At 59.8% G+C, this 12,522-nt stretch carries 12 protein-coding genes and 2 pseudogenes; 8 read left to right on the top strand and 6 right to left on the bottom strand.

Features of this window, described 5'->3' with window-relative positions:
• The 7 genes and pseudogenes from EOA60_RS04480 to EOA60_RS04450 form a co-directional block, all read left to right on the top strand.
• Window positions 1-1,008 (top strand): GMC family oxidoreductase (locus tag EOA60_RS04480; protein ID WP_164899183.1); only part of this gene is annotated, 1,008 nt, incomplete at its 5' end.
• Window positions 1,009-1,294: 286 nt separating this feature from the next.
• Window positions 1,295-1,534 (top strand): hypothetical protein, encoded by a 240-nt coding sequence (locus tag EOA60_RS39815; RefSeq protein WP_348627446.1) that lies wholly within the window; start codon window positions 1,295-1,297, stop codon window positions 1,532-1,534.
• Window positions 1,535-1,777: 243 nt separating this feature from the next.
• Window positions 1,778-2,149, top strand: a complete 372-nt coding sequence (locus tag EOA60_RS04470; protein WP_127334743.1) for a DUF488 domain-containing protein — start codon at window positions 1,778-1,780, stop codon at window positions 2,147-2,149.
• Between the two features lie 125 nt (window positions 2,150-2,274).
• Window positions 2,275-2,930 (top strand): annotated as a pseudogene (fsa, locus tag EOA60_RS04465) (fructose-6-phosphate aldolase).
• Window positions 2,931-3,300: 370 nt separating this feature from the next.
• Entirely contained in the window at window positions 3,301-4,830 is a 1,530-nt protein-coding gene (locus EOA60_RS04460) for an FAD-dependent oxidoreductase (RefSeq protein WP_127334744.1), read from the top strand.
• 81 nt (window positions 4,831-4,911) lie between these two features.
• Window positions 4,912-5,202: a hypothetical protein gene (locus tag EOA60_RS04455; protein ID WP_127216072.1), complete on the top strand. Its 291-nt coding sequence runs from the start codon at window positions 4,912-4,914 to the stop codon at window positions 5,200-5,202.
• Between the two features lie 156 nt (window positions 5,203-5,358).
• Entirely contained in the window at window positions 5,359-6,180 is an 822-nt protein-coding gene (locus tag EOA60_RS04450; RefSeq protein WP_127334746.1) for a universal stress protein, read from the top strand.
• Window positions 6,181-6,301: 121 nt separating this feature from the next.
• On the opposite strand, the gene EOA60_RS04445 is transcribed toward EOA60_RS04450, so the two are convergent.
• Together EOA60_RS04445 and ctaD are read right to left on the bottom strand one after the other, a co-directional pair.
• A complete protein-coding gene (locus EOA60_RS04445) occupies window positions 6,302-6,931 on the bottom strand; it encodes a Tim44/TimA family putative adaptor protein (protein ID WP_164748137.1) in 630 nt (209 codons plus the stop codon).
• A gap of 35 nt (window positions 6,932-6,966) precedes the next feature.
• On the bottom strand, window positions 6,967-8,562 hold the full coding sequence (gene ctaD, locus EOA60_RS04440; RefSeq protein ID WP_127334748.1) for a cytochrome c oxidase subunit I: 1,596 nt from the start codon (window positions 8,560-8,562) through the stop codon (window positions 6,967-6,969).
• A gap of 600 nt (window positions 8,563-9,162) precedes the next feature.
• Between ctaD and EOA60_RS04435 the strand changes: the two genes are divergently transcribed.
• Window positions 9,163-9,708 carry a DUF488 domain-containing protein gene (locus EOA60_RS04435; protein ID WP_127334754.1) on the top strand — a complete coding sequence of 182 codons (546 nt, stop codon included), beginning with the start codon at window positions 9,163-9,165 and terminating at the stop codon, window positions 9,706-9,708.
• An 8-nt stretch (window positions 9,709-9,716) separates the two neighbouring features.
• Here EOA60_RS04435 and EOA60_RS04430 read toward each other — a convergent pair whose 3' ends face one another.
• From EOA60_RS04430 to EOA60_RS37360, 4 genes and pseudogenes are all read right to left on the bottom strand, one after another.
• Window positions 9,717-10,280 (bottom strand): nucleoside-diphosphate kinase, encoded by a 564-nt coding sequence (locus tag EOA60_RS04430; RefSeq protein ID WP_127334749.1) that lies wholly within the window; start codon window positions 10,278-10,280, stop codon window positions 9,717-9,719.
• Between the two features lie 159 nt (window positions 10,281-10,439).
• Window positions 10,440-10,904 carry a nucleoside diphosphate kinase regulator gene (gene rnk / locus EOA60_RS04425; RefSeq protein ID WP_067330551.1) on the bottom strand — a complete coding sequence of 155 codons (465 nt, stop codon included), beginning with the start codon at window positions 10,902-10,904 and terminating at the stop codon, window positions 10,440-10,442.
• Between the two features lie 412 nt (window positions 10,905-11,316).
• Window positions 11,317-11,619 (bottom strand): hypothetical protein, encoded by a 303-nt coding sequence (locus EOA60_RS04420; RefSeq protein WP_067330561.1) that lies wholly within the window; start codon window positions 11,617-11,619, stop codon window positions 11,317-11,319.
• A 421-nt stretch (window positions 11,620-12,040) separates the two neighbouring features.
• Window positions 12,041-12,522, bottom strand: a pseudogene (locus EOA60_RS37360) (MFS transporter); the annotation flags it as partial.

Below are 12,522 nucleotides of genomic sequence, written 5' to 3'. Positions count from 1 at the left end.
AGCCCGCACTTCACCGTTATTCCGCTGGCGCTGAAGAATCCGAATTTCGAACTGCGCACAAATTCGATCGTGCTGAAGATCAATCTCGATTCGACCCGCAAGAAGGCCGTCAGCGTCAGCTATCTCGACGCTCGCGGGCGAGAATTCGAACAACCTGCCGACCTTATCATCCTGTCGGCCTACGCGCTCGGGAACGTCAACCTGCTGCTGCAGTCGGGGATCGGCGTTCCTTACGATCCCGCCACGGGTAAAGGCGTGGTCGGCCGAAACTATGCCTACCAGTGCGGCGGCGGGGCTACCGCCTTCTTCGACAAGAAGACCATCCTGAACCGCTTCATGGGCGCCGGCGCGCTCGGCACCTGCATGGATGATTTCAACGGCGACAACTACGATTTCGTGAAGGCCGGATACATCGGCGGCGGCGGTATCAGTTGCAGCAACTCGGGCGCCCGGCCTATCCAGTCACATCCGACACCCCATGGCACGCCGCGCTGGGGCTCGGACTGGAAGAAAGCAGTGGTCGACAACTATGACCATGCTGCCAACGTTGGCAATCAAGGCGCGGTGATGGCCTACAGGCAGAACTATCTCAGCCTCGATCCGACCTATACGGACATCTTCGGACGCCCGCTGATGAGGATGACGTTCGATTTCCAGGATAACGAAATAAAGCAGATGAACGGCCAGGCCGACATTTGCGTGAAGATCGCCAAGGAGATGGGTGCGATCAGGGTCGACCGGAGCATTCCGCCGGTGCCCTATTCCATCGTTCCCTATCAGAGCACTCACAATACCGGCGGGGCCGTTTTCGGCGCCGACCCCACCACCAGTGTCCTGAACAAACATCTTCAGGTCTGGGATGTCCCGAACGTATTCGTCACCGGCGCCTGCGTATTTCCGCAGAACGCCGGGAAGAATCCGACCGGACCGGTGGGCGCTCTTGCCTATTGGGCGGCGGACGCGATCAAGAATTATCTGAAGAACCCCGGCCCATTGGTTCCCTCCTGAGGCAAGTCTGCCGGGTCCGGATCCAAGCTTCGGATCCGGCAGGCTGTGCGTTTCGAATACCGACATAACCAGGGTGGCTTGGCGGCAACCAAGCCGCCCCTCATTGAAAGCACGCGAAGATGAGATCAACCATTCTTGGATTGACGACCGCGGTTCTCAGCGCAGTCGGATCTGCGCAGGCGCAGGACAAATCTCCTGGCGATGCTGACGCCGGCGCCTCGGTCTTCAAGAGATGCATGGCCTGCCATGCGGTCGGGCCCGACGCCAAGAACGGGTAGGGCCGGTATTGAATGGCGTCGTTGGCCGTGCGGCAGGCACTTACCCTGGTTACAGCTATTCCGCGGCGAACAAGAATTCGGGCCTGACCTGGGATGAACCGACGCTGACCACATATCTGCACGCGCCGCGCAAGTTGGTGCCCGGCACGAAGATGACATTCGCTGGTCTCAGCAAAGACCAGGAGATCGCCGATGTGATCGCCTATCTGAAACAGTTCAACGCCCAAGGACAGAAGGCCTCTCCCTGAGGCAGGGACGATCTGTCCGGCTTGCAAAGCACAATCTTATGAAATTCCTCCTGCATCAGGGCCTGGGGTATTCGACCGTTCATCAGATCGGCGACTACCTGCGAAGCCACGGAACCGGCCATCACTGGATCGAACGGTATCGGGGTAGCATCTTCGTCATCGTATCCGATCAAGCCGACGAGACGATCCTTCGAAACGAGTTCTCCGGGCTTCTCGATGCCGTCAACGAAAGGAGACGGACGGATGAGCGGAAGAGCCATCGACGAGAGCATAAAACTGAAGCGCGCCTATGAGAGCCCAGCTGCCGACGATGGCACGCGGGTGCTGATTGACCGGCTTTGGCCGCGCGGGGTCAAGAAGATCGATGCCGGCATTGACTGCTGGATGAAAGAACTCGCGCCAAGCACCGAGCTTCGGAAATGGTTCGGACACGATCCCGCCCGCTGGGACGAATTCCGTCGGAGATATGCGGCGGAAATCCACGCGCATGGCGATGAGCTCGACCGGCTCCGCGACCTGATACGACACGGCCCTGTCACGCTCGTCTACTCGGCTCATGACGAGGCCCACAACGATGCCGTCGTCCTGAGAGAGATTTTGCTGGGACATCGCTAGAGACGTCGCGCCGCCCTGCCTTTGTGCCATCAAGGACATGGGGCGTGTGACCACTACAGCGGGTTCAAATCACTTTTCTGGAACCAAACCGAGCAAGGTTCATCAAATCATCGAGGAGACGCACAATGAAATTCTTTGTCGATACAGCCGATATATCTGAAATTCGCGAGCTTGCCGCGGCAGGCTTTGTCGATGGGGTGACCACGAACCCGTCGCTCATCTCGAAGACCGGTCGGCCGATCAGGGATGTGATCAAGGAGATCTGCGGGACGATCGAAGGCCCGGTTTCAGCGGAAGTCACCGCGACCGACTTCGACGGCATGATTGCCGAAGGAGAGCGTTTGGCGAGCATCGCGACCACCGTGGCCATCAAGGTACCATCCACCTGGGATGGGTTCAGGGCTTGTCGGGCGCTCGCTCGCCTCGGCCACAAGGTCATGTCACGCTGTGCTTTTCCGCAAACCAAGCATTGCTTGCGGCCAAGGCGGGCGCGACGTTCATTTCGCCCTTCATCGGCAGGCTCGACGACCTCGGATTGGACGGCATGGAAGTGGTCCGGGAAATCCGCGCGATCTACGACAACGACGCATGCTTCACGACGGAAATCCTGGCTTCTTCAATACGCACTCCACTCCATGTCAAAGCTGCGGCAATTGCAGGCGCCGATATTGCGACCATTCCCCCAACTGTACTTCGGAGCCTTGCCAAGCATCCACTCACCGACAAGGGGTTGGCATCCTTTCTCGCGGACTGGGGCAAGACCAGGCAAGCGATCCTTTAAAACTTGCTGGCCGGCGGTCCGACTTGAGCCGTGAGCAGCCCAAGGGACGGGCTGGTCGAGAACACGCGCCGTGGTGACACCGACAGCCTCAAAGTGGCCGGCATGTTCACTTTGTCCTCACTTCGTCCGTCCATCACATGCTCCTGGAATCCAACACAAAAAATGCATTCAATCGCTCACTAAATTCGTTTGCATGGTGCCCTGGATGGCAGGAGACTGGGACGTAGCGGTTCCGCTTTAGTCGGGAGCTCCGGTGAAAACGAAAGCGTCGGTCTGAAGGCGCGCCTGGATGGAACATGTTCAGGGCGTGCGAAGTCTATCGAGGCTCCAGTTATCGATCTTGCGCTGAGAATCGCCAACGGAGACGAAAATGGCTGGGAGCCATTCGAAGGCAAACGGTCCGGATCTGGTTCAGGGCATCGCGATCGCCGATCTTGAGGATGGCGGCAAGCTCGTCGGCCATTGCGGCGACGAGCAGGTGCTGCTGGTGCGCCGCGGGAGCGAGGTATTCGCGGTCAGCGCGACATGCACGCATTACGGCGGGCCGCTCGTCGACGGTCTGGTAGCAGAAGACACGGTTCGGTGTCCGTGGCATCACGCGTGCTTCGATCTGCGCACGGGCGAGGCGCTGCGCGCGCCCGCCTTCAGCCCGCTCGCCTGCTGGTCTGTGGAACAGCGAGAAGGCAAGATATTCGTGGTCGAGAAGCGTAAGCGAACGGCACCGGTGGTGCGAGATGGCGGTGCGGCTCCGGAAAGAATTGTCATTGTCGGGGGTGGCGCGGCTGGTTTCGCTGCCGTCGAGACACTGCGGCGTGAGCAATACCAGGGCAGCATCACCATGATCAGCGATGACCAGGCGCCGCCCGTCGACAGACCGAACCTCTCAAAGGACTATCTCGCCGGCAGGGCGCCGCAGGATTGGATTCCGCTGCGCGGCGAGAAGTATTATTCGAAAAACAACATCGACCTGCGTCTCGACACAAAGGCCGACCGCATCGACCCGCGGTCCCGCGAGGTTGTGCTGTCGGATGGCAGCACGATTTCTTACGAAAGGCTGCTCCTTGCCACGGGGACCGAACCAGTTCGGCTTGCTACCCCCGGAGCCGAGCAATCATTTGTCCACACGCTGCGCTCTTTCGCCGACTGCAAGGCGATTATCGAGCGGGCCGCGAATGCGCGACGCTGCGCCGTGCTCGGCGCCAGTTTCATCGGCCTCGAGGTTGCGGCGGCGCTGCGCTCGCGCGGCATCGACGTTCATGTCGTAGCGCCGGACAGACGGCCTATGGAGCGGGTCCTGGGTCCGCGGATGGGCGACTTCATCCGCGCCCTCCATGAGGAGAAGGGTGTCGTCTTCCATCTCGAGGCGACTGCGGCCAGCATCGACGGCAACAAGATGAAGCTCAGCAGCGGCGGCACGTTGATGGCGGATTTCGTCGTGGCCGGCGTCGGCGTCAGGCCACGCATAGGTCTCGCCGAAAAGGCCGGGCTCAAACTCAATCGCGGCGTTGCGGTGAACGCGTTTTTGGAAACAAGCGCGCCCGGAATTTTCGCGGCCGGCGACATTGCCCGGTGGCCCGATCCGCATAGTGGCGAGAATCTTCGGGTAGAGCATTGGGTGGTTGCGGAGAGACAAGGTCGCACCGCCGCACTCAACATGCTTGGCCATCGCGAGAAGTTCGCGGCTGTGCCGTTCTTCTGGAGCCAGCATTACGATGTGCCCATCAACTATGTCGGCCATGCCGAGCGATGGGACGAGATCTCGGTCGATGGAGACGTCGCGGCCAGGGATTGCCTGCTCCGATTCAAACGGGAGGGGCGCACGCTCGCTGTCGCCTCGATCTTCCGCGACCTGGAAAGTTTGCAGGCCGAGCTGGAAATGGAGCGCCAAACGGCAAGCTAGAACGCGCTCTCGAGCACGGGTGGGAGCGCACCGAGAATGACGCAGCCGAGCATGTCACCGTGACCGAAAGGAGACCGATCTATGTCCGCATTGCAACAGGACGTTGCCAGGGATTTGCAAATCATTGCGCCCACTCAGCATCATTCAAAGATCGTCGAGTTCGCCAAGGAGGTTGCCGAACAAGAGTCCCATCAGATGCCGACGTCGGTCGCAATCTTCTCCGACAGCGGTCGTTGGTACTGCCAGGTCCGTCGCGGCAATGAAAAGACCCGGCCGATGGGCCCCTATACCAAACGAGAGGCTGAACGGGTTCAGGAAGTTCGCAGAGCCTTGATCGCCAAAAGAGGCACCGCTCGGATTATGTTCGAGTAGGCGGGGACCTGACGATCGCGCCGGCCGGCGAACTCCTCACTCCAGCCATCGTTCGTCCTTGAGGTTGTTGAAACCTTGCCGGATCTCGCGGCGGGCCCTGTTGACGTTTGCGTTCCGGCGCCGCGATCAACCGCAACCAACGGAAGGAAAGCCAACATGGGCTACAAGTCGATCGTTCTCAACCTCGACATCGACGGGATGGTCGCTCCTGTTGTCAAGCTCGGAGTCGATCTCGCCCAGCGCTTCGACGCGCGCCTGATAGGTCTGTCGGCCGCCGACGTTCCGCCGCCGGTTGTAATGGAAGGTGGAGTGGCCTTCGAAGGCGAGAGCATGATGCGCCAGCGCAAGAACATCAAGCAACGGCTCGAGGACCTCCACGCGCAGTTCGAAAGCATTGCTGGCACGACGGTTCATACGCAATGGCGTGGGACCGTGGGCAATCCGACCCGCTCGCTAATTGAATCGGCGCGGTTGGCCGATGTCATCGTCACAGCATCGCCGGAGGGTGCCAGTTTCGACGACGCGTATCGGTCGACCGACCTCGGCAATCTGATCCTTCAGGCCGGACGGCCCGTATTTGTGGCAGCGACCAACCAGGAGAATTTCCGCATCAACAAGGTTCTGGTCGGATGGAAGGACACGCGTGAAGCCAGGCGCGCGGTTCTAGATGCCATGCCCTTTTTGCGGATGGCTCAGGAGGTTCGGGTCATTACGATCGACGATGGCCCAACTGACCAAACCTGGAACGGGCTGGACGATGTTGTCGCCTTCCTGGACATGCACGGCGTAGAGGCCAAGGCGGAGGTGTTTCCGGAAAAATCCAATGGCCGAACGATCGCCGACGTCGCCGGCGCAATGAACGCGGATCTCGTCATATCCGGCGCCTATGGCCACAGCAGGTTCAGGGAGTGGATCTTCGGCGGCGCTACCCGCTCGCTACTTGAAGCTGATCGGCTGAACCGGCTCATGTCGAACTGATCGCCGGCACCGATGGCGGAGTGCATCCCACCTGCTGACAGATTTCGCGAACGCATCCCAGCCCGCTGGGTTGGTGCTCGTTAACCGTGACAAGCCTGCCGCCGGACCCTATCGCAAGAACTCAGGCTTGTTGTTGTTCGCCCTCGGTGGCGATCAACATCCAGTTCCGCTTCCTTGACTGGGTTTGACAGGCGAACGTCCACGTATCGATCATCTCAACGATCTCCCGGGGATCGCCGGCGACGACTGCATTGTCGGCAGAGCGTGTAACGCTGACCACGTCGGAAACGTATCGAACAACTATCTCAGCGGTGCCATTCTCCACGAAAGCATCGACAACCTTCGTTTCGTCTGTCCTGATGAAGGTGAGTTCCAGCATCTCTTGCCGATCGCGGCGTTCGACGATCACTCGCTCGAAGGCATCAAGCACTTCCGGCCCGACGAGGCGCTGCAATGTCTGGATGTCACTCTCCGCAAACGCCCGCAGTATCGCTTCATAGGCCCTCCTGGCGCCAGCCAGAAATGCCGCGGGATCGAAATCCGGGTCGATCTTGCGAAGCGCATCCTGGGACATGTCCGCACAGGATGTGTGTCCGGCACTTTCGTCCCGCCGCGCCGCTGCAGTGTCCCGCTTGGCCCTCTCGTCGTTCCAGCGGGAGAGGAGCTGGCTCCAACTCCCAAGCATTGCCCAATAAAGCGCGAGAATCGCAACGAGAAGGATCTGGCTGGTCGGGTCTGAGGTCTCGCTCATGACATTCACCCATCGACTTGTCGAAGATGCCCATATCAGTGGATCCGGGGCAGCCTTTCCCACTGATGGAATGGCGGCGGCGACGGCAGCTGCCATTCAAGTGTGGTCGCCCCTTCGCCCCACGGGTTGGCGCTGGCCGGGCGCTTGCGGCTGAAAGCTTCTGCGACCGCGACGAAGAAGATGAACAGCCCCGCGGTCGAGATGTAGGAGCCGATCGAGGAGACGAAATTCCAGCCGGCGAAGGCATCGGGATAATCAGCGTAGCGGCGCGGCATGCCGGCCATGCCGAGGAAATGCTGCGGGAAGAAGACGAGATTGACGCCGATGAACATCGTCCAGAAATGCAGTTTCCCGAGCGTCTCGCTGTACATGTATCCGGTCATCTTCGGGAACCAGTAGTACCAGCCAGCGAAGATGGCGAAGACCGCGCCCAGTGACAGCACATAGTGGAAGTGGGCAATCACGAAATAGGTGTCGTGCAACGAGCGGTCGATTCCGGGGCTGGCGACCATGATCCCGGTGACGCCGCCGACGGTGAAGAGCAAGACGAAGCCGATAGCCCACAGCATCGGTGTCTTGAACTCTATCGATCCGCCCCACATTGTGGCCAGCCACGAAAACACCTTCACGCCTGTGGGAACGGCGATGACCATCGAGGCGAAGGCGAAGTAGCGCTGGCTGTCGAGGGAGATGCCGGTCGTATACATATGGTGCGCCCAGACGAGGAAGCCGATCAGGCCGATCGCCACCATCGCATACGCCATGCCGAGATAGCCGAAGATTGGCTTCCTGGCGAAGGTCGAGATGACGTGGCTGATGATGCCAAAGCCGGGCAGGATCATGATATAGACCTCCGGATGGCCGAAGAACCAGAACAGGTGCTGGTAGAGGATCGGGTCACCGCCGCCATCAGGAACGAAGAACGTCGTGCCGAAGTTGCGGTCCGTGAGCAGCATCGTGATCGCTCCGGCCAGCACCGGCAGCGACATCAGCAGCATGAAAGCGGTCACCAGCATCGCCCAGGCAAGGAGCGGCATCTTGTGCATCGTCATTCCTGGCGCGCGCATGTTGAAGATGGTCGTGATGAAGTTGATCGCGCCGAGGATTGATGACGCTCCCGCAAGGTGGATCGAAAGGATGACGAGATCGACCGCGGGACCAGGCTGGCCGGAGGTCGAAAGCGGCGGGTAGAGCGTCCAGCCGCCGCCATGGCCGAGCGTGCCTGGCGCTCCCGGCACGAACATCGAGGTGATGAAGAGGATGAACGCCATCACCAGCAGCCAGAACGAGATATTGTTCATGCGCGGAAACGCCATGTCGGGTGCGCCGATCATGATCGGTACCATCCAGTTGCCGAAGCCGCCGATCAGGGCCGGCATGAGAACGAAGAAGATCATGATGAGGCCGTGGGAGCTGACCACGACATTGTAGGCCATCGGATCCCTGAATATCTGCAGCCCTGGCTCCTGGAGCTCTATCCGGACCAGGACCGAAAGCGCGGTGCCGAGAATCCCCGCCAAGATCGAGAAGATCAGATAGAGCGACCCGATATCCTTGTGGTTGGTCGAGTACAGCCACCTGACCAGAAACCGGGGCTTGTGGTCTTCCATCGCTGCCGCTGGATTCGACATGGTGCGCTACCTGCCTTTCATTGCAGGCAAGCCTGATGGCTCTCGCGAGGGACGGCATTCATCCGCCGCGATCGGAGAACCAGGCGCTGTCTGCTTCGTGTTTTCAGTCGTCCGTGACATTGCGTCCATCGCAATGTCGTGGGCTTTGGAGCCGATCGGGCGTAAGCCGATGGCCAGCGGTCCGCCTGTGCATGGCCGCGAGCTTTCTGTCGAAGAAACCGCCGCCACATTCCGAGGCGCCAGCTCCGTACCGCCCCAAACGTGCTACGGAGGGAAGAGGAAGGCAAACGGAATTAAATGCCGCGTAAGTGCAAATTTATTGCTCTTGCAAGCGAGCCGGTGGGAGGGGCGGGTCTTTAGGGATCAACAACCACAACGGAGCACAACTATGCCGGCAATTTCGACATCGGCGCCGAAGCTCGCCATATTGAGGCAGGTAAGCTCGAGGTCACGCAAGGCGCCGGAACTCATCTATTCGGGGGCATGCAGCGGGAGAGAGCGGACTGCGGGAGGCTAGGCGGATTTAAAGCGACGTTGTGAAATGATCGTTCCCCCCAGGCGCGAAGCCACATGGCTGGCAGGTGGATCGACAAGGAAAAAATGCCTTATCCGTTTTACACTATCGGTCATTCGACCAGGTCGATTCCGGAATTCGTTGCCCTGCTGCATGTGGCAGAAGTCGCCCTGGTAATCGACATAAGAACCGTCAGACGCTCGCGGGCGAACCCGCAATTCAACACCGAGGTGCTTGCGGAAAGCCTAGCTCCGTCCGGCATTGGATATGAGTACATTGCCGAGCTTGGCGGCCTGCGGGGCAAGGCGCATGACATTCCACCAATGCTAAACGCGTTCTGGATTAACCAGAGTTTTCACAACTACGCCGACTACGCGTTGTCGGCGGAGTTTCATGACGGCCTAACCCGGCTTGTATCGCTCGGCAGGGAGCGGCAGTGTGCCGTCATGTGCTCGGAAGCGCTGTGGTGGCGCTGTCACAGAAGGATCGTCGCGGACTACCTGATCAGCCGCGGCGAGTCCGTTTTTCATCTGATGAGCCATGACAAGGTCGTGCCGGCGAAACTCACCGACGGCGTGAGGGCAGGAGCCGATGGAATGCTTGTCTACCCGCCTTCACAGCCTTCGGCATAGTCGAGCCCTCAGGCAGCCGACGGCCCCGGGTCGTCGAACCCGGCGTTGAAAGCCGCCGCAACCTTGTTCTGAGCTTCGTCGTGCGGTTCATCGGAACGATGGACGGCCCGCGGACCGTGTCCATCCAGCCGCAGCGAATCCGATGCAGCAACTCCCGCCAGTTTCAGTCTCTCGCGCCTTGCGGCTTCTGGTTGGTAAACCACTTCATGCACCGTCAGCGTTTCAAGCATCCCGTCCGCTGTCGGAATGGACATCGACTGCCCCTTGGCCAGACCGAGCAACGCCAGGCCTCGCGGATTGGTGATAGGCAAAAGCATGCCAACCAGACCGCGCATCTGGTCATGTGCGACGATGCGGGTTTCGGCAGGACCGTCGTTCACCCGATAGGCCACGCGGCTGCTGAGTGTCACGACGTTCGCTGGGATGTCATCGCGAAACATGACAACTGCGCTCGAAATCTTCCGCTGGAGAATAGTCGAGAAGGTTTCGTCGCGGATCGGATGGCGTTCCCGTATCACTTGAAGAATCGTGTAATCCTTGGTGGTCAGTTGGCAGGTGTCTATATTGGGCATGGTACGTCTCCAGCCGGCCCGCACAAGGCGATCCGGCAACTGCAGTTGATCGGATGTGAGGAAGTACCCCTGTGCCGGACCGAGATGAGCCGGCGCAGGGGTCAGACTCCCGCGATCAAGCTGCCTGCATGATTGAGGAGACGGACGGAGACGCCCATGTCAGACGCTCGCCGCCATCGTTGGAGACGCAGGTGCGAGCTGACTGACTCCATCACCTTGCGGGGCGGGCTGGGTCACACCAAGCACCAACAGTTCGTGCCGGCGCCCGTCTCGGGCGGTCCACATGATTGACTGTCCAGCCGAGAGGCCGATCAGGGCTGTGCCAATCGGTGTAAGAATCGAAACCTTGCCTTCGGAGATGTCAGCATCGCCAGGGAAAACCAGCGTTACCGTTCTCCGATCACCGGTGTCGGGCTTGAACGTCACAGTTGAACCCATCCGGACGGTACCGGCGGAGACCCAACCATCGGCGACGATCCGCGCGCGCTCGAGCTCGGCGAGCAGCTCATCGGAAGCCTCCGGATATCGTGCGGCGAAAGTGCTCGCGAGCACCGATAAGCGCGCATGATCCGACTGCGAGATGCGGATATTCGGCTTGCGCCGGATTTTCGAGTTTTTCTGCATCTAATGCTCATATTTCTCCTGGCTCAGCCGCCATCAAAGGTGGCGGACAGGCGACTTCGGAAATTGATCCCAGTGCGCCAAAAGGTTGGAGCCCTGCTGATCCTAACATGTCGATTAAGCGGGCGCCCCGAGCCGAGGGGTAACGTGCGGTACCGGCTATCCGAAGTTGATCAAGGTCCGCATGGATCATCATCGTTGTTAGTCTTGGGAATCCGCGGTCACCACGAATTGAGCGGGACGCCACCATGCCCTCGCTGCGGTCGCGTGAAGCGCCGCGCGTGCCATGAGTTTCCCGCAAACGACCCACGCTAAGAGCAGACTGTTCAAAGTGTACCCAGAAGCAGCGGTGGGCTCGCTGATTTCGATTACATCGCCTCGCGCGCGGTGTACCGTTGAGGACCCTGCCCAGGATCTATGGAACGGCATCCGTGCCAACGATGCCCCCCTCATTCTCGAGAACGCTGATCCGCCTGACCTCGGAGCGGTTTAGTTTCAGGCGAACCCCGATACCGCCGCCGTTCTCGGCAATAAAAAAGGCGCCGGCGCCTTCGAGCGCGATTTGGAGCCTATTACAGACTTCGTAGTCGGGGAGTGTGATCCGACGTTCGAATTCCTCGATGGCCAGCGCATCCACGCCTGAATTGCTGGCGAGCTTTTCGCGGGTCCATTCGACCAGCGCGCGAGCAGCGCGGCATTGAGCTCCAGTGATCGTCATAAGTTACCCTTTCAGACGCTTTCGGGAGCGACATCGCTGTCTGCTGAAAGCCAGTATGCTCCGGCGCGATGGCTCGACCCGTCAGAAATGGATATCGAGTCCGAAAAAGGGAAGGGCCGATGCCGTTGGCTGGTGTCGAAATTGTGAAGCTCCCGTTCCGCTTCGGCCCTTTTCAGACATCCAGTCTCATATTCAGTTGGTAACCGTGTTCGCCCCTACAACATAACTTGGCTCGGCAGCACGCGATCGGCTTGTGCCCAGTCGGACGAATACCACTGTTCCGCGAAACCTGCACCCCGGCTGTACGTCAGTGTCAAAAGCTAACTGCGCGAGGCCATACAGCTGGCAGCTACGTCCTTGGCGAGGCCTAAGAATGCACGCGAGCCATCCGCCTCACCACGGACGGGTGAGTGGCCAAACCCTAGCATTTGCTCGAGCGCGCTGACGCCGAAACTGCGACAAATGCCATTAGGATGACGGATAAGCTGCCGACGAGCGACGAAATCTGAGCGATAAAACCCAACAATCCAGGCCCAAGAAGCAATCCCGCGTATCCCATCGTCGTCACGATTGACATTGCCCGAGCAGCAGAAGTGCCACCTGCACGCCCGGCGGCGGCGAAAAGTGTGGGCACGACGTTTGCTAGGCCAAGACCGCATATGGCGAGCGCAATCAGAACAACAGGAAGATTGCCGCCCATCAGGATCATTGTGAACACCGAGCCTGCGCAAACTATTGTGCAATAGCGCAACATTGGCATCTGGCCGATCCGCTTAACGATGGCGTCACCGAATAGGCGGCCGGTTGCCATCATGGTTGCAAATGCCGCAAAACCATAGGCGCCTGTGCTTTCTGCTCCTCCGGATCGGGTCACGATGTAAATAGCGCTCCAATCCATCATTC

Source organism: Mesorhizobium sp. M1A.F.Ca.IN.020.06.1.1 (assembly GCF_004023265.1).
Taxonomy (GTDB): Bacteria; Pseudomonadota; Alphaproteobacteria; order Rhizobiales; family Rhizobiaceae; genus Mesorhizobium.
This window is presented reverse-complemented; position numbering and strand designations above follow the sequence as displayed.

What these genes read in the sequence shown, in the direction of transcription:
- EOA60_RS04470 (WP_127334743.1), top strand. Translation starts at nt 1,778, where the DNA reads ATGAGCGGAAGAGCCATCGACGAGAGCATAAAACTGAAGCGCGCCTAT.
- EOA60_RS04460 (WP_127334744.1), top strand. Translation starts at nt 3,301, where the DNA reads ATGGCTGGGAGCCATTCGAAGGCAAACGGTCCGGATCTGGTTCAGGGC.
- EOA60_RS04455 (WP_127216072.1), top strand. Translation starts at nt 4,912, where the DNA reads ATGTCCGCATTGCAACAGGACGTTGCCAGGGATTTGCAAATCATTGCG.
- EOA60_RS04450 (WP_127334746.1), top strand. Translation starts at nt 5,359, where the DNA reads ATGGGCTACAAGTCGATCGTTCTCAACCTCGACATCGACGGGATGGTC.
- EOA60_RS04445 (WP_164748137.1), bottom strand. Translation starts at nt 6,931, where the DNA reads ATGAGCGAGACCTCAGACCCGACCAGCCAGATCCTTCTCGTTGCGATT.
- ctaD (WP_127334748.1), bottom strand. Translation starts at nt 8,562, where the DNA reads ATGTCGAATCCAGCGGCAGCGATGGAAGACCACAAGCCCCGGTTTCTG.
- EOA60_RS04435 (WP_127334754.1), top strand. Translation starts at nt 9,163, where the DNA reads ATGCCTTATCCGTTTTACACTATCGGTCATTCGACCAGGTCGATTCCG.
- EOA60_RS04430 (WP_127334749.1), bottom strand. Translation starts at nt 10,280, where the DNA reads ATGCCCAATATAGACACCTGCCAACTGACCACCAAGGATTACACGATT.
- rnk (WP_067330551.1), bottom strand. Translation starts at nt 10,904, where the DNA reads ATGCAGAAAAACTCGAAAATCCGGCGCAAGCCGAATATCCGCATCTCG.
- EOA60_RS04420 (WP_067330561.1), bottom strand. Translation starts at nt 11,619, where the DNA reads ATGACGATCACTGGAGCTCAATGCCGCGCTGCTCGCGCGCTGGTCGAA.